At 40.9% G+C, this 15,943-nt stretch carries 16 protein-coding genes; 9 read left to right on the top strand and 7 right to left on the bottom strand.

What is annotated here, in order from left to right; translation table 11 throughout:
- On the top strand, window positions 1–1,737 hold a 1,737-nt coding region (locus VF500_RS06095), incomplete at its 5' end, for a glycoside hydrolase domain-containing protein (RefSeq protein WP_330858813.1).
- A 191-nt stretch (window positions 1,738–1,928) separates the two neighbouring features.
- Here VF500_RS06095 and VF500_RS06090 read toward each other — a convergent pair.
- The gene (locus VF500_RS06090) at window positions 1,929–3,647 is read right to left on the bottom strand and encodes an OmpA family protein (protein ID WP_330858812.1); all 1,719 of its coding nucleotides are present in this window, start codon (window positions 3,645–3,647) and stop codon (window positions 1,929–1,931) included.
- 139 nt (window positions 3,648–3,786) lie between these two features.
- Here VF500_RS06090 and VF500_RS06085 point away from each other — a divergent pair, with 139 nt between their 5' ends.
- From VF500_RS06085 to VF500_RS31770, 5 genes are all read left to right on the top strand, one after another.
- The gene (locus tag VF500_RS06085) at window positions 3,787–4,863 is read left to right on the top strand and encodes a TRADD-N-associated membrane domain-containing protein (RefSeq protein WP_330858811.1); all 1,077 of its coding nucleotides are present in this window, start codon (window positions 3,787–3,789) and stop codon (window positions 4,861–4,863) included.
- Between the two features lie 219 nt (window positions 4,864–5,082).
- Window positions 5,083–6,024 carry a helix-turn-helix transcriptional regulator gene (locus tag VF500_RS06080; protein WP_330858810.1) on the top strand — a complete coding sequence of 314 codons (942 nt, stop codon included), beginning with the start codon at window positions 5,083–5,085 and terminating at the stop codon, window positions 6,022–6,024.
- Window positions 6,025–6,106: 82 nt separating this feature from the next.
- Window positions 6,107–6,343, top strand: a complete 237-nt coding sequence (locus VF500_RS06075) for a hypothetical protein (protein ID WP_330858809.1) — start codon at window positions 6,107–6,109, stop codon at window positions 6,341–6,343.
- The gene (locus VF500_RS06070) at window positions 6,336–6,497 is read left to right on the top strand and encodes a hypothetical protein (RefSeq protein ID WP_330858808.1); all 162 of its coding nucleotides are present in this window, start codon (window positions 6,336–6,338) and stop codon (window positions 6,495–6,497) included. The genes VF500_RS06075 and VF500_RS06070 overlap by 8 nt, the downstream gene beginning before the upstream one ends.
- Before the next feature lie 19 nt (window positions 6,498–6,516).
- Window positions 6,517–6,729, top strand: a complete 213-nt coding sequence (locus VF500_RS31770) for a PIN domain-containing protein (protein WP_414688565.1) — start codon at window positions 6,517–6,519, stop codon at window positions 6,727–6,729.
- Window positions 6,730–6,764: 35 nt separating this feature from the next.
- On the opposite strand, the gene VF500_RS06065 is transcribed toward VF500_RS31770, so the two are convergent.
- From VF500_RS06065 to VF500_RS06045, 5 genes are all read right to left on the bottom strand, one after another.
- The gene (locus VF500_RS06065) at window positions 6,765–7,460 is read right to left on the bottom strand and encodes a Crp/Fnr family transcriptional regulator (protein WP_330858807.1); all 696 of its coding nucleotides are present in this window, start codon (window positions 7,458–7,460) and stop codon (window positions 6,765–6,767) included.
- Window positions 7,461–7,771: 311 nt separating this feature from the next.
- Window positions 7,772–8,419 carry a response regulator transcription factor gene (locus VF500_RS06060; protein WP_330858806.1) on the bottom strand — a complete coding sequence of 216 codons (648 nt, stop codon included), beginning with the start codon at window positions 8,417–8,419 and terminating at the stop codon, window positions 7,772–7,774.
- Between the two features lie 28 nt (window positions 8,420–8,447).
- Window positions 8,448–9,254, bottom strand: a complete 807-nt coding sequence (locus VF500_RS06055) for a sensor histidine kinase (RefSeq protein WP_330858805.1) — start codon at window positions 9,252–9,254, stop codon at window positions 8,448–8,450.
- Window positions 9,238–9,903: a hypothetical protein gene (locus tag VF500_RS06050; protein WP_330858804.1), complete on the bottom strand. Its 666-nt coding sequence runs from the start codon at window positions 9,901–9,903 to the stop codon at window positions 9,238–9,240. The genes VF500_RS06055 and VF500_RS06050 overlap by 17 nt, the downstream gene beginning before the upstream one ends.
- 22 nt (window positions 9,904–9,925) lie before the next feature.
- Window positions 9,926–10,474 carry a hypothetical protein gene (locus VF500_RS06045; RefSeq protein ID WP_330858803.1) on the bottom strand — a complete coding sequence of 183 codons (549 nt, stop codon included), beginning with the start codon at window positions 10,472–10,474 and terminating at the stop codon, window positions 9,926–9,928.
- Between the two features lie 411 nt (window positions 10,475–10,885).
- Between VF500_RS06045 and VF500_RS06040 the strand changes: the two genes are divergently transcribed.
- Complete coding sequence (locus tag VF500_RS06040) at window positions 10,886–11,434, top strand: inclusion body family protein (RefSeq protein WP_330858802.1); 549 nt, start codon at window positions 10,886–10,888, stop codon at window positions 11,432–11,434.
- A gap of 155 nt (window positions 11,435–11,589) precedes the next feature.
- Window positions 11,590–12,042, top strand: a complete 453-nt coding sequence (locus VF500_RS06035; RefSeq protein WP_330858801.1) for a GyrI-like domain-containing protein — start codon at window positions 11,590–11,592, stop codon at window positions 12,040–12,042.
- A gap of 38 nt (window positions 12,043–12,080) precedes the next feature.
- On the opposite strand, the gene VF500_RS06030 is transcribed toward VF500_RS06035, so the two are convergent.
- Window positions 12,081–13,184, bottom strand: coding sequence for a hypothetical protein (locus VF500_RS06030; RefSeq protein ID WP_330858800.1), 1,104 nt, complete (start codon window positions 13,182–13,184; stop codon window positions 12,081–12,083).
- A gap of 462 nt (window positions 13,185–13,646) precedes the next feature.
- Between VF500_RS06030 and VF500_RS06025 the strand changes: the two genes are divergently transcribed.
- The coding region (locus VF500_RS06025) for a glycoside hydrolase family 9 protein (RefSeq protein WP_330858799.1) at window positions 13,647–15,943 on the top strand (2,297 nt) is incomplete at its 3' end.

Below are 15,943 nucleotides of genomic sequence, written 5' to 3'. Positions count from 1 at the left end.
ATCCTGAACAAAGTAACAGAACAGGCCGGGCCGGGATTTTACCAGGCAGTTTTCAGTAACCACATTGCAGCCAAAATAGCTGTTTACCAAAACTCGGGTGTTGAAAGCTATAGTTTCCCGCAAGGCAAAAAAGGATTTTTTATTGATTTGGGCCATACACTTGCCAACCGTTTTGTTGCCGAAGAGCATGAACTCGGTAACAATGAAATAACCGGCTGGATCGACTCCAGAACCACTTGCAACGTGGGTACTTACCGGGTTTATTATTGTATTAAATTTAATCAGCCCGTTGCTTTTGTTCCGGGTGATGCGCATAAACTAACCACTAATATCAATTCAGACCAGGTGCAATTGAGCGTCGCTTTTTCTTCGGTTGATATCGCTCATGCCAAAGCTTCCGTTAAACCAATCGGTTTTGAGCAGATGAAGACTCAAAGCAGTGAAGGATGGAATAAAGTATTGAGCCGTATCAAGGTAAAAGGTAATCCCGAACGTGAAAAGCTTTTTTATTCGATGCTTTACCGTACGGTGCAGTCGCCTTATGTGGTTTCTGAAACAGACGGCAGTTACAGGGCGACGGATGGCAGTCTGCAAACTACCAAAGACAGCATTTATAACGGCTGGGCTATCTGGGATAATTACCGCACCCAATTACCATTGTTATCTATTTTATACCCGGATAAGTATAAGTCGATGACTACCTCCATAGCTAACCTTTACCGCTTTGGTAAAAAGGATTATGCCACAAAACATGAGCCTTCAAACACTGTGCGTACCGAACATGCTATTGTAGTATTGCTGGATGCTTACCGTAAAGGTTATAAGGTAGATTTTGCGGGTATTTTAGATTCGCTAAAAAGCGATGTTGACAAACTCGATTTTTCGCACCCGGATAAAGCCTTGGAATCGAGTTACGATACCTGGGCATTTTCACAAATTTTGAACATTGCCGGTAAAACCGAACTGGCCAGTCAATACAAGCAAAAGGCTTTGGGTTATAAAGAATACTGGAACAAGGATTTTAAGGATATCACCAAAAATGATGTAGACCGTGTTTCGGCCCGCGGGCTTTACCAAGGGACTATTTGGCAATACCGCTGGTTTGTTCCTTTTGATTTAAAAGGCCTGACTGAACTGATAGGTGGTGAAAAAGAATACATCCGCCAATTAGATCAATTTTTTGACAACGATTATTACAATCACGCCAACGAGCCGGATATCCAGGTTCCGTATATGTACAATGCTTCGATGCAACCCTGGAAATCGCAGGCGGCAGTACATAAATATGCCGCTGACACCGTGGTTCAATACTATTTTAATGATAATAGCCGGGGTATCGATCCGTTTGTTGATGTTATTTATCAGAACAAGCCCGATACCTATGTACGTACTATGGATGATGATGCCGGTGCCATGTCGGCATGGTTTGTTTTTGCAGCTACCGGGATCTCGCCAGCTTGTGTTGGCTGGCCGGTTTATTATTTAAATGTGCCGTTGTTTAAGCAGGTGCAATTTGCATGGCCGGGTGGCAAAACTTTCAACATAAGTGTGCCTAATTATGTTGAAGGCCGAAAATATATCCAGTCGATAGTGTTAAATGGCAAAAAACTTAACCGAAACTGGCTTACCCACCAGGAAATTATGCAAGGTGGATCGCTGATTATCACTGCTGCTGATAAACCTAACGAACAATTTGGGGTAGGTGAGCAGTGGGTATCGGATATTGAGATGAAGTAAGGCATGGCATAGCGAGGTACGATGCAATCCCCGATTAGTAGAGCCGCTAAGCAAGTTGCTCTGTATAGGTTGGGATTGCTTCGTATCTTACAATGTTTTTGTTTATTAGTAGTCTTGTTGAATTGTATTTTCTTGTTTGTCAGTTGGTTGTGAAGTGTGTTTAGCGTTTTTCCTTCCCTGCCTAATTGATATTATCTTTTCGTGATCTCCACACTCCTGTTTTGAAATTGCCTGTCGTAACTATTTATCCCGCTCAAAGGACTGGCAGTACCAAGAGCGGTTTTGTCTTTGATTTGTGTCCCGTTAACATGGCGACCTATCAAATAATTAACAACACTGTTTATCCTTGCCTGCGATAGTTTAACAGGAGCGTTGCTATCGTTATTCAATTCCATACGAGGTATTTCCTGTGTATTACAATGGCCTTTTAAATCTATTTGTGTGCCGGGATTAGCAATCAAATAAGTGGCTATTTCCTCAAGCTTGTTTTGCATAGCCGGCTTTACCACCGATTGGTGGGCATCAAATACTACCCTCAATGGGAAGGGACTGCTTGCTTCAACTTGTTTAAACTCAACGCGGCGGTTAAGCTCCCGGCCTTCCGCGGTTGCATTGTCGGCAATTGGGTGGGTTTCACCAAAGCCTTTTATTTTTATGTTTTGAGATGCAACTCCTGAATTAACCAGGTAAGTTTTTATTGTGTTGGCGCGATCTTGGGATAGTTTAATTTTATGCGCTGCTGTACCTTCGTCTTTCGAGGCAAAACCATCAAGTTCTATAGTTTTTCCCGACTCGCGCAAATTGGAGGCTGTAGCGTCTAAGGCCGGGTATGACGATGTACGCAAAATTGAGCTGTTAAAGTCAAACTGGATATTTGAGTAAGATGCCGCTCCTGGAAATGCTTGTGTTGTGTCATGCTCAAATAAAAAAGGACAGCCAGAACCATCAACAACTGCGCCGGAAGGTGTACCAGGGCAGTGATCAAACTGATCACTTACGCCATCTCCGTCCGAATCTTTTTTCAAGTTATTAACAGTGCTCTCTACATTGGCAATGCGACCTTTCAGCGCTTCAACTTCCTGACGTAAAGTAGCATCATACAGTTCGTTATACATCATAGCTACCGGGTTAACCCACTCTAATACCGGTTTTGATTTTGAACCTAAAGTAAAGGCCAAACCAGCATAAGCATATGAGTAGTGATCTTTTGTTGGATAAGCTTGGTTACGACCGTCAAAGTTATCAGCATCAACATAAGTTTGGGTATAGCCCAAATCTAATGCAACTGCATCACTTAAACGGAATTTAACACCAGCACCTACAGGAACAACAAACTCTTTTACGTAGTGGCTGCCATCAGTTGTTGGGTTGTGGAAATGAAATTCATCAGTACCTACCCTGGTTACTTTTGGATCATAAAAAGCCATACCGGCACCACCTTTTAAGTAGAAGTTAACTGCATTTTTACGACGGATGAAGTCGATAGTAGCAATGTTAACTACAGCACTTAAGCTTGCTTGCCAAAAACGGGTATCATACGATACATAATCGCCTGTTGCAGTAGGAGCAGGATCATTTTTACCTTTAACTTTACCACCTGTAATATCTAATTGCAAAGCAAAAGAGTGCGCTAATTGTTCTTTTAAATAAAGACCAAAGCCATAGCTGATAGGATGAGCGTTAAAGTCATTGTTACGGCCACCGGTAGCAATAACAGCAGAAGTAACACCACCGTTTACGCCGATGCTAAATTTCCTGTACTGGCCTAAACCACCAAATACCTTAGCGGTTTGGGTTTCAGACGACGTTATAGTTGCCGTTGTTTTGGTTGAATCGGAAGTGTTTTGGGCATATGCTGTTCCAAAGTAAGCCAATGATAATATCGCTGTGGTCAGGTAGGTTTTTATCATGATATGCCCAGGTTGTTTTTTAGCTAAGTTATTATTTTTTTATATATTTAAAAATCTGAAAATAAGGCGTTTGTGTTTTCTTGTCACGACAAATAAATAATCTGTAGATAAAAAGATGATGAAGCATCCTTTCAGTTTCTTGAAAAGATTAAACTTTAAGAATAACAGTCTTGAGAAATTTAAACTCTTGAACCGGGCCGTTTTTATGCTGCTCATTTTAATGCTGGTTTTTTATTTTGTAAAGAGCGCTGTAAGCTACCGGTTCGATACAAAAAATGCTCAAAGTTACCTGGGTATCTTAAAACAGAATTACGTTACAAAATCAGGCGCTGCCCCCGGCGATCCCCTGATAATAAGCTGGGCGGACCTGAAAAAGTTAGATACTGCAATAAATAATCCATTAGCAAGGGCAAAATATGCTCCTGTATCGGTGAGTAATATTATTGACAGCAGCGGCCGGGATTCGGCAAAAATTACATTTCCGGAAATCGCTAACGATAGTTTTGCCGGCCTAACCGGGGTTAGCAGTGTATCATACAAATGGCTGGCTGATACCGCGAGCCACCAGGTACAGGGTTATTATGCACTTAATTTTGATCAGTTCATACTGCGTGGTGCTTTTGCCAGCGATACCCAGGTTAGCATCATTTGGGCAATTACCTGCATGTTCATGCTGTTTTTGGTGATGAACAGCATTCATTACTATGGCCATATCGTTGATCAAAAGAAAATTCAAGCCGAACAGGATAAATTAAGGAAGGATGTATTGGAAGGAACCCAGGCTTCGCCGGTTTGGGAGCTTGCGCAAATAACGCTTAATAAGTACTATCAGCGAAACCTGCTTCAAAACAATTGGATATTTTATGTAAGCGTAATTGTAATGATAGCAGGTTTTGGATTGATCATGTATGGGGTTGGCAATGCCTACGGACCTAATAACAATAAAACAGCCGAGTTTATAGCCGCCGGATCTGGTGTTATTGTGCAATTTATTGGTGCCACTTTCCTGGTGGTTTACAATTCAACCATTACACAGGCTGCCCAGTACACCACCTCACTGCAAAAACTGAGCACTATTGGTACATCAATTAAGATATTGGATAGTATCATATTAGATAATGCCAAGAAAATGGAAGGGGATATTGAGTTTATAAAAACCATCACCAATGCAAAAATAGACCTGGCCAAGTCCCTCATTGAACAATCGAAATCATAAAAGACTTAATGCGGATAAGCAGCGGATCTATTTACTCCAATATGTATTGTTTATCAAATTCAAATAACGGTATTGTTTGAAATAGGAATGATATTCTTAATCTATTGATTTTTAGCTGGTTTTTAATCAGATGTTATTGACATTTGTTTATCATATTCAATAATCTGGCTGTTTTTGTTTTTGGTTTATAATTAGCTTTGTTAGTAAAGAGGTAAGGGTATGAAAACAGTAACTGTTGAAGAATTTTATAAAAATGCTGCTAAACATTCAGATAGCGCGGTAGCAGATCTGCTTCCGGTTGATATCAATAAAGAGATAGGGCATTTTAACGTATTTAATGTTGGCGAAATATTTAATAAAGTAAAAAAAGATCCTTCATTCGTGCCTTATAACAGAAGGCTGTACTATAAGATAAACCTGGTGAGGGGCCGCAATGTTGCCGAATATGCGGATAAAGTGATCAATATCGAAAAAAATGCATTGGTATTTGGTACTCCAAAAATCCCTTATGGCTGGAAACCGCAGGATATGGATCAGTCGGGGATGTTCTGCATTTTTACTGATGCTTTTTTAGTGCAATCAAAAAGTGGAGTGGTATTGGATGCGCTGCCGATCTTTAGTCCTGGTGGCTGCCCGGTGTTCGAACTAACCGATGAACAGGCAGATGAGTTATCCCTTATTTTTAAAAAGATGCAGCAGGAATTAGCCTCCGATTATCTGTATAAATATGATCTGATCAGGAATTATGTATTGGAGTTGATCCATTACGGTCAAAAATTGCAGCCCTTTACCAGCTACAGTAATAGCCATAATGCATCGGCAAGGGTATCATCGCTATTTATTGAGTTGTTGGAAAGGCAATTTCCGATAGCATCGCCCGATCAGAAGATCATTCTTCGTACTGCTAAAGACTATGCCGACAGGCTCGCCGTTCATAGTAATCATCTAAATAAGGTATTAAAAGAAAGCACCGGAAAAACCACAACTGAACATATAGCCGGCCGGCTCATCCAGGAAGCCCGCATCCTCCTCAAGCAAACTAACTGGAATATCTCAGAAATAGCTTACAGCCTGGGCTTTGAACAGTTATCACACTTTTCCAGCTTCTTTAAAAAGCAAACATCGCTATCGCCAGTTGAGGTTAGGAATTTGACGGGGTAAGGTTGGTAGCCGGTAAATTATTAAATGTCGGAAATAATTACCATTGTCGTAATGATGACTTGAATTTTGTAAATTTGGTATTATGATAAGAACAATATTAAAATCCAACAAAAAGAGTCTTACGCTTGAGTTACCAGACGATCTGGTTGGAAAAATGATTGAAATTATCGCATTTTCAGTCGATGAAACCAAATCAATTGAGAACGACGCTACACCTATAGAAGTAAGAGTTGGGCATTTGAAAGACAGATTAAAGGGTTTTACCTTCAACAGCGGTGGATATAAGTTTGATAGGGATGAAGCCAATGATTATGAGTAATATCGCTGTCGATACTAATATTTTGCTTTACGCATTAGATGATTTTTATCCCCAAAAACAAGCGGAAGCTATTCAAATAATTGCAGATAATCCTATTTTTTGCTCTCAAAACCTTAGCGAATTTACTGCGGAGATGGAAGTTTCCAAAGCATAAAGTTGCTGATCTAATAAAGATGTATTTGCAGCAATGTGTTTATGTTCCGGTAAATGAACCTGTGATGTTGCGTGCGTTGGATATTATGAATAAATATGATTTTCAGTTGTTTGATTCAATAATTGTGGCGTCAGCATTAGAGTCAGGTTGTTTAGTATTATATTCTGAAGACATGAATGATGGTCAAATCATAGACTCTCAATTGAAAATTATTAATCCATTTAAGGGCTAATAATTAAATTCTGCCTTAATTTAAAAGTCTCCCCTTTACAAATCATCATCCTGCGTTAAAAGAAAAAGCTTGTCATTGTTGATGATACTGATCTTTTTACCGTTGGTGCTGATCAGTTGTTCTTGTATTAGCTCATTAACCACCCTGAAAACGGTTTCGTAAGTAGCGCCGGCGTATGAGGCCAGGTCCTGGCGGGTAAGTTCTACATCAATATGGCCGTCGGGGTTTGTACCAAATTGGTCTTTCAGGCTTATAAGCGCCTGGGCTACGCGGCCTTTTACCGGCATATGTGCAAGGTTGCGCATTTTGCGTTCGGCTTCCTGCAGTTCATCTGCAAAAAATAACATTAACTGGTAGGTGAACTGAGGGTTTACTTTTAAAGTAGCCTCAAAAAACTCCATATCAATATAGCATATAATGCCTGCTTCCAAAGCCGTAGCCGAAATAGGGTAGTGGGTGGCATGTTTACCCAATACGCGATGGCCGAAAATAGCTCCTTTGTTAGCAAAGCGGATAATAAGCTCTTTATCGGCCCCCCATTTTTTATGAACTTTTACATTGCCTTCATAAACAAAGTAAATCCCTTTCACCGGGTCGCCTTCACTGAAAATAACCTGCCCCTTTTTTACGCTAAAGTTTTTTTTGTTGGCTGCAATTGCCGGCAACCATTCTTTTATACAACCTTTACATAAAAAACAGGTGTTATTATCACATTGGATATTTCGTTTCATTCAAATCTTTATCAATCAGTCAACGTCTGTTGTAAAAATATCAATGAAAATTGTATTTTTTGTTAAAACATTGAAATTTTTATAATGTTTTTTTGATGATTGTTGATTTTTGGTGTTTTTTGTTGTGCTTTATTGGGGATTATAATGTGTGTAAATTGATTTTTTATCCGTTATGTATTTTTAAAATGCTTTTTTTTAGATGGAGGTGAATTTTTTCTGTTTAAATTGATCTTTAAATTAGGTAGTTGTAACTGTTTGCCGGTTTTTAATGAAAACTAAAGGCCGGATGTACGGGCGTAAACCCGATAGCTTTATATTATCCCATTTTTTACAGCAAACATTACCAGGCCTGCGGTATTGCGTACGCCAACCTTATCTATCAGCCGTTGCCTGATGCCTTCAACAGAGCGTGGGCTAAGGAAAAGCTGTTGTCCCATTTCGTTGGCTGTTTTTTCGGCACAAATCAGTTTTAACACATCCTGTTCCCGTTCGGTAAGTTCAACGCCCTCTTTAAATGAGGGCTTGATGTTGCCCTTCATTACCAGTTTTTTTAACAATGCGTTACTTACAATATTGTTAAAGTAGTAGCCTGTTTCATGCACCGAATATATGGCTTTCCTGATCTCTTCAGCTTCGGCATTTTTTAACAGGTAGCCGTTGGCGCCAATCTCCATTAAGTGGATCACAAACTTTTCGTCATCGTACATGGTCACCACTAAAATTTTCATATCAGGATATTTCTTTTTGATGACCTTGGTAGCCTCCATGCCATCCATAACAGGCATTTTAAGGTCCATGATAATTACATCGGGCATATCGGTTTCTATACCCTTTATCAGGTCTTCACCATCTGCGGCCTCAAGCATTACTTCCAGGTTCTCATCCTGGGTAAGGCCAATTTTAAGGCCGTCTCTGTATATGGTGTAGTCATCGGCTATGGCAATTTTTATAGGTTTCATCGCCTTTTATTTTGAAGTGTTATAATGGTTAAATTGTAGTTGCCCGGGGGATACTGATGTTAATATAGTACCCTTCGGGTTTGTAATTAAATGATACTTCGCCTTTTAGTAAAATAATACGGGTTTGGATAGCCTTCAGGCCAAGTCCCTGTTTATTAAATTTCAGTTCTTCATACTGGGCATGGCTTAACCCTTTTCCGTTATGAAAAATGCTGATGTTCAAAGCATCCTGATTGTAAACTGATGTAATATGTATTTTTTGGGGCCTGGCGTGTTTAAGTATGTTGTTCATTAACTCCTGCACCATACGGTATATGCTGATATCATTTTCATTGGTTTGGGTTGTATATGAATCATCAAGATCTGTAGTAATAAATATGAGGTCGTTATTGGCAATTTTTTCGGTAAAATGCCTGATCGCTTCATTTAGCCCAAACTCCTTCAGGATACTGGAATGGAGGTTGTGCGAGATGCCGCGTACCTGTTTAATAGCCATGTCAAGCAGTTCCTGCCCTTTCTCATACCTTGGCTCGTTATTTTTATCAATAACGTTGATCTTTACCCCCTGTAAATGCAGTTTTGAAGCCGATAAAATAGCGCCCACCTCATCATGCAGCTCTTCGGCAATACGGTGACGTTCTGTTTCCTCGCTGCGTACAGCCGCCTCAATCAGCTGATTTTGCTGGGTTTGGTGCAGTTTTTGTATTTTTTGCTGATACTGGTATTTCTTACGCTGAAAAAATATAAAAATGAGTAAGATACTTGCGAATAAGGAAAGCATAACCGCAATGCCCATAAAGAGCAGGAGCCTGATATCATCATTCGTTTGTTTCATACAACCCCTTCGCTATAAATACACATAAAACGGTATACGTGAAATTGTGGATGCTCCACAGGCTTATGGCAAAATTATGCAGGCGTATGGTGAGTTCATTATACAGCAAAAAAATGAAAAAGTTTACCGTGTAGTAAATGCCCAGGCCGGTAACTACCCAAAAATCGGGTTGTTTCCTGCCAGGTTCTTCGTCCTCAGTTATTTTAAACAGGTAATACTGCATACAATAAAACATCATAATTACTGCCTCAAATGATAGTAATCTGCTGCTCAGTTGCCCGTAATCAAAAAAGTTTTGATAAAGGGTGAAATTGATAAGCACAAGCCCTAAAAAAATATACGGAACTATCCTTTTGGTTTTGGATAGAAACTGTTGGTTTAGTTTTATAAAAAAGGAGCTGAACAATAACAGCCTGATTATGGAGTGAACGTTGTACAGGTAATTGTTGGTGTTAAATGGGCGCGGTATTATTGTTTTAAGCTTCCATATCACATCAATAGTTACGTTAATTGCCAATGCTGTCCATAAATAAATAACAACAGGTTTGTTAAACGCAGGCTGTTTTTTCTTTAAACAAAGAATGGCCAGTGGAATGAGCAGTGCCCAAACCTCCGACCAGTCAGATATGCCTTCAATTAGCTGTTCCACTATGCAACAGTTTTAGCCAAAATTACATTTTTGCCGGAGGTGATGGGTTTGAATCGATATCTTTTGTATCCGTATCGGCATAATTAATGTACTTGCCATTTTTTACCAGGCCTATGGCATAAATAAGGTGCTGATTTGAGGCCAGTATCTTAGGCGTAAAAACAAGGTAATCATAATCGCGCTTTCCTCCGGCATCGGTAGATATTACGGCTATTATAGCTTTTTTGGTAAGGTATGTATTACCTAAAACCACAGGGCCGGTTAAGTTAACCAATGTGTCTTTTGCTACAGCCAGTGTGTCGGGGTGCAGCGGGTTAAGGTAGTTTCCGGCTGTATCAAGAATGTAGGATACAAGCTGGTATGGCTTTTTAACATCCTCAACCTGGGGACTGTAAAACTGGAAAATGAAACTGTCGGTTGTTGAGGAATCGAGCCAGTGGTTTACCTGGGCAGCAGTGTACTTTACCTGGGCAAATTTGGTAGCCTGTTTGCATGATGTCATGGCAAAAAACAAGCAAATAATAGCCGCGGCAGTAATTGGTCTGAATAAGTTAAGAGGTTGTTTTTTCATGATATTATAGGTTTAATATGCAGGTAATATAGGTGTATTATTTGTATTTTATGTTGATGGCGGTGAATTATATAAGTGAGAAATTATTTATACTACTGTGAAAAAATTTCTCACTAATTATTTATTGTTCGCGTCGTTTTCTGTGTGTTTTCTTATGAGGCAAAGTTAATTAGTGTGAAATTGTGTGAAAGGGTGTTTTTATGGTTTGTATACGTATAAATACTTATTTTTTTTATTCGGTATTTATTCTCTAATAAGGCGGTATAAATAAGTGGAGGTTTGTATTGCGATAAGCAAAAAAGAAAAACCGGTTAAGAAGCGCTTCGGTCTTTTTTGCTTTGAGCCAAGGAGCTAACCCGAAAATCCTTTAAAGAGTAGGGGCATTTATTTATCCTAATAACCCTTTTAGTCATGGCAATTAACAGTGAATTTCTCTCCACCTCGCAGGAGATCATCAACATCCAGGTAGTTATTGATACTGATGCTATCACTACCGATTATCCAAATCCAAGCCAGGATCCAAATAATCCTACAGGTTTGCCTCATAACTACATGTATATGGTTGCAACCCGCGGCAATACCATTACGGGTTCGGGTACGCCCGATCTTAACATTAAAGCAGATGTAGGCGACGTTATCCGTTGGTACGCGGTATCTGAGTATGGTAACTTTGATTCGGCCGTAGTCATCTATAAATTGGCATGGTATGCACAGGATACCGTATTTAACAACGTAACGTTCAGTGTATACAACCGCACAGGTATCTTACCTGCCGATGGCACAGCTATTCCGGTTGGTTTTTCATCTCAGAGTTTCTGGTTTAACCAGGCTAATGTAGTTGGCAAAGGCACCGAGCAATACAATGTTCAGTTTGCACTTTATGTGCGCCAAAGAGGTGTTGACAATCCGGTATTGTTTGGTTACTACTACTGGGATCCAACCGTTACCGTGCAAAGCTAATCCTGCATAAACCTAAATTAAAAAAAATAGGCATAGGTCTGGTTATCATGTTGTGATACCGGGTTTGTGCCTGTTTTGCGTTTTAAAGGATTGATTGATGGGGTAAATCATAATAAATGCTGTTATATTAGTTGGGTCAAAAAATGTAAACTAATATGGAAGGTACAGTACAGATAATAACGCTTAACGATCCTATTAAGCTTGTAGGAAAGGTATTTACGGGTAGCTATTCAGATGCTTCATTATATGTAACAGCCGTGCAAAATGAATTAACCGCGGCCCAAATCCCTTTTATACCGTATAAAATTTGCGGCATTTATTATGACGACCCACAGGTTACACCCGCTGCTGAGCAAAGGAGCTTTCAGGGAGTAGTAACAGAAGGGAATACCGATCTGTCGGCAACATTACTTACTGCTATTGATATAGCCGGGCAATTCCTGTACACCAAAGTTACCGGTGACCCAATGCAGTCAATCATGAAAGGCTACGGCGATCTTTTTGCTTATATCCAGGCGCATCAAACCAAATTAAAATCCAACGCGGGATATCAGGTCCTAACCTTTACCGAAGGACAGGTAATCACTGAGATATACATGGAACTTTAGGAGCGCCCTCGGCTCACTATGGATTTTAACCGATTTGTCTATTTTGTTTTGCCTCCATCTCCCTTACCGTTATCTCCATCGGTTTGGTCTGTTGCTTTTTCATTACCAATAGTGGTTGAGTCATGTTGTTCTGTAGGCTGGTCCTTGGTAGGCTCGGTGGCTTTTAAACCGGCATAGGTACCTGCGCTTATACCCATCATCAATAAAATGTTGTTGTCAAAATCGGGCAGCAGGTTTGATGAAACCGTTTTTTGTATAAAGATCAGCCCGAATAAAATATTGAACAGCACGTTTTGAAGGCGTTGGATATTGATGCTGCTTCTATCTGAGAGGATATCATGAAAAAAGCCTTCACTATGTGCTTTAGGATCAATTTCGGTCTTGGTTTTTTGGTCGTTTTCAATAACCTTACCCGTTGCCATAGTTGCGGCACTAATACCCAGGATAGCCAGCAGCGAACCGGGAATATCAGGAAGGGCGCCCGTTTCATTGCATATATAGAGATAGGTGCCGGAAAAAATGACCGTCCAGTACAGGAGTTGCGTGCGGCTCAGGCTGTAGTATAAATTGCTGTCGTCTTTTAATATGTTGTTTTTTAAGCCCATGGCCAGGAAGCCGCCCATAACAACCGCCATTATCCATACCCAAACCCTGTTTATTTTTTGTTTAACCTCAAGCTGTGTTTTTATTAATCCTTTGGTGATGTAACCATGTGAATTTCCAACAGAAAAAAACACAGGGATGCGGGCCTTATCGATAGATTTGCTGGCTAAAAACTGAACGGCCAGGTTCTGTACCGATTCATCTATCTTGAAGTACACTATCTTTTCATAATCGTTACTGCTCCAAAAAGCTGTTTCTCCTACCTTGATGTCATCCACGTACAGGGTTTTGAACGAATCGATAGGAAGCGTTGTTTTGAGCCTGATCGCGATGATCTCATTAAGCCGGGCCGAATCCTTTCGCCCGCTCAGGTTGTATACATTTAATATAGAATCGGGGAGGAGAGCTTTTGGGGCTATAGAATCTTTTTTACCTGCATGGCTTTTTGCACTGTCGGGATTTGCAGGTTGAGCGTAAACCAGGGTAGAGAAACTAACTATTAAAGCACTCGCTAATAGCCTGATTAACTGTTTTTTCAAAGCAGGGAGCGGTAACAACAGTAAAGCTATTACAGCAAAAGATAACAATAAGGCCATTGGTTTAAGGATTGTTGCCTACTCTTTGATCCCTTTTTCGGCATGCAGGTAGTAATTGGTAATCAAATTTAATTAATAAATGAATAAAATGAATACCCAATGGTGGGTATTTTGTGTTTTAATTAATTGATAGTTAGTTTATTGTGTTGTTTGTTTTTTGATTTTACTTGGAGGAGGGTTAATGTAAAATCTATGTTATGATATAAAATCGGCAACAAAAGGTTAATATATCATTATACCGTGCCCTTACCCTGGGGCTATTTTTAGCCGTGCAAATATCGTGTTGCATATTACCGGTTAACCATTATCCTGATGAGATCTAAATTTACTTTCGCTGCAATTATCGCTGCATGCTGTTTATTACCCTGTTTTTTGTGTGCGCAGGTTAAGCCCACTGTTAACTTAATGAAGCTTAATGCGCAGGAATACCTGGAGTATAAAGGTGTAAATGTGATGCTTGCCCATGATTTTTACCCCGAAGGGCACCAGGGTGGGGTTGGGATTATCCAAAACGGGCAGCGTGTAGCTACCAATGGCGATATCAGGCTGGAACCTACGCCGGGCCAATGGTCGCCCATACCAAAGGTAGGTAAGCGTGTCATTAATAAAACTACCGGCGAGGTAAGCGTACGCATGGAGTTCCCTAACCCGGATATGAACCGCCATGGTTTTAACCCTATTATTTATCCCGATCTGAACTTTGCCTATAATATCAGGGTGCTCCCTGCGGGTAAAGCATTTCGGATCATAGTTGACCTGGATAAACCACTGCCTGATAATTGGATAGGGAAGGTGGGTTTTAATCTGGAATTATTCCCGGGTATCCTGTTCGGTAAATCATATTATATGGATAAGCAGTTCGGTATTTTCCCTCAGCAGGCCGACGGACAAACTTATATCGATAAAGAAGGCGAAACCCAGGTACTGCCCATGGCCGAAGGTAAAAAGCTAACCATAGTACCCGAAGCGGATTTACAACGGATGAGTATCGAAAACCTTTCGGGCGGTAACCTGCAACTGCTTGATGGCCGGGCTAAGCACAATAACGGTTGGTTTGTGGTACGCTCATTAGTTGCCAAAGGCGCTTCAAAAAATGCGATAGAATGGCTGGTGGTACCAAATGCAGTAGATGGCTGGCAATCACAGCCGGTGGTACAGGTATCGCAGGTTGGTTATCATCCTGCCCAGCAAAAGATAGCTGTAATTGAGCTGGACAAAAATGACAAAAAGGTTTTACCGATATCTTTACTGAGGGTAGATGAAAACGGCGGATTGGTAACCGCTTTAAAAACTACACCCAACAATTGGGGCGATTTTTTGAGATACCATTACCTGCAATTTGATTTTACAAAGATCACCAAACCGGGTATGTATGTGGTAAAATATGGCAGTTATCAAACTGAGCCCTTCCAGATCAGTGCCGATGTATTTAAGAATGACGTGTGGCAGCCAACGCTTTCCTACTTTCTGCCGATACAAATGTGCCATATGCGGGTTAACGAAAAGTACCGCGTATGGCATGGCCTGTGCCATATGGATGATGCCCGGATGGCCCCAATTGATTCCAATCATTTTGATGGGTATATCCAGGGACACAGTACGCTTGATAAATATAAACCCGGTGATAACGTGCCTTTCCTTGACCGTGGTGCCTGGCATGACGCAGGTGATTTTGACCTGAGGGTTGAATCGCAGGCTGAAACAGTGCATGGGCTTACATTAGCTTACGAGGCTTTTGACGTGAAGTATGACAATACCACTATCGACCAAAAGAACCATATTGTAGAGATCCACCAGCCCGACGGCAAACCAGATATGCTGCAGCAAATTGAGCATGGTTTGCTGGCAATCACAGGCGGCTATCAGGCTATGGGCCGCTTTTACCGTGGTGTTATTGAACCAACCATCAGGCAATACACTATTTTGGGCGATGCCGCAAATATCACCGATAACAAGCCTTTTGTAACCAACGCTGCCAACACTGATCCGGTATTGAAAACCCCTGCCGCGGCTGATGACCGATGGGTATTTACGGAGGACAATCCTGGTCGCTCACTGGAGACTGCCGCAGCGTTGGCCGCAGCCAGCCGCGTAATGAAAGGCTATAATGATACGCTTGCCACCCAGTGCCTGCAAATAGCACAGGAGGTTTGGAAAAACACAGCCGATCAAAAACTATCTCACCGTGTAGCATTAGCCGTCGAATTATTGATCACTACAAAAGATAAAACCTATACCGATTATTTGGTTAACAATACCGATGCAATAGCTAACAGCATTGATAATACTGGCTGGCTGGTTGGCCGTACCATGGGGCTGATCAGTGATGCAAACTATCATAACAAAATAACCGAGGCGGTTAAAAAGTTATACGCTCAAATTCAGGAGCAGGGCACTAAAACCCCTTATGGCGTTCCGTACGAACCAAACATCTGGGGCGCGGGCTGGGGCATTCAGAATTTTGGCTATAAACAATACTTTTTATATGCAGGTTTTCCGGCCGTTTTTAGCGATACCTATATGCTGCATGCTATTGATTTTGTTCTGGGCTGCCATCCGGGTTCAAACACGGCTTCATTTGTATCGGGCGTGGGTTCAAGGTCAATGACTACGGCTTATGGCTTTAATCGTGCCGACAGGTCATATATTCCCGGCGGTATCACTTCAGGTACGGCGCTTATCCGCCCGGATTTTCCTGAATT

The organism is Mucilaginibacter sp., assembly GCF_036383575.1.
Taxonomy (GTDB): Bacteria; Bacteroidota; Bacteroidia; order Sphingobacteriales; family Sphingobacteriaceae; genus Mucilaginibacter.
The sequence above is the reverse complement of the archived record's forward strand: the minus strand, read 5'-3'. Positions and strand labels throughout refer to the sequence as shown.

What these genes read in the sequence shown, in the direction of transcription:
- VF500_RS06040 (WP_330858802.1), top strand. Translation starts at nt 10,886, where the DNA reads ATGGCAATTAACAGTGAATTTCTCTCCACCTCGCAGGAGATCATCAAC.
- VF500_RS06035 (WP_330858801.1), top strand. Translation starts at nt 11,590, where the DNA reads ATGGAAGGTACAGTACAGATAATAACGCTTAACGATCCTATTAAGCTT.
- VF500_RS06075 (WP_330858809.1), top strand. Translation starts at nt 6,107, where the DNA reads ATGATAAGAACAATATTAAAATCCAACAAAAAGAGTCTTACGCTTGAG.
- VF500_RS31770 (WP_414688565.1), top strand. Translation starts at nt 6,517, where the DNA reads ATGTATTTGCAGCAATGTGTTTATGTTCCGGTAAATGAACCTGTGATG.
- VF500_RS06065 (WP_330858807.1), bottom strand. Translation starts at nt 7,460, where the DNA reads ATGAAACGAAATATCCAATGTGATAATAACACCTGTTTTTTATGTAAA.
- VF500_RS06060 (WP_330858806.1), bottom strand. Translation starts at nt 8,419, where the DNA reads ATGAAACCTATAAAAATTGCCATAGCCGATGACTACACCATATACAGA.
- VF500_RS06080 (WP_330858810.1), top strand. Translation starts at nt 5,083, where the DNA reads ATGAAAACAGTAACTGTTGAAGAATTTTATAAAAATGCTGCTAAACAT.
- VF500_RS06055 (WP_330858805.1), bottom strand. Translation starts at nt 9,254, where the DNA reads ATGAAACAAACGAATGATGATATCAGGCTCCTGCTCTTTATGGGCATT.
- VF500_RS06090 (WP_330858812.1), bottom strand. Translation starts at nt 3,647, where the DNA reads ATGATAAAAACCTACCTGACCACAGCGATATTATCATTGGCTTACTTT.
- VF500_RS06045 (WP_330858803.1), bottom strand. Translation starts at nt 10,474, where the DNA reads ATGAAAAAACAACCTCTTAACTTATTCAGACCAATTACTGCCGCGGCT.
- VF500_RS06070 (WP_330858808.1), top strand. Translation starts at nt 6,336, where the DNA reads ATGAGTAATATCGCTGTCGATACTAATATTTTGCTTTACGCATTAGAT.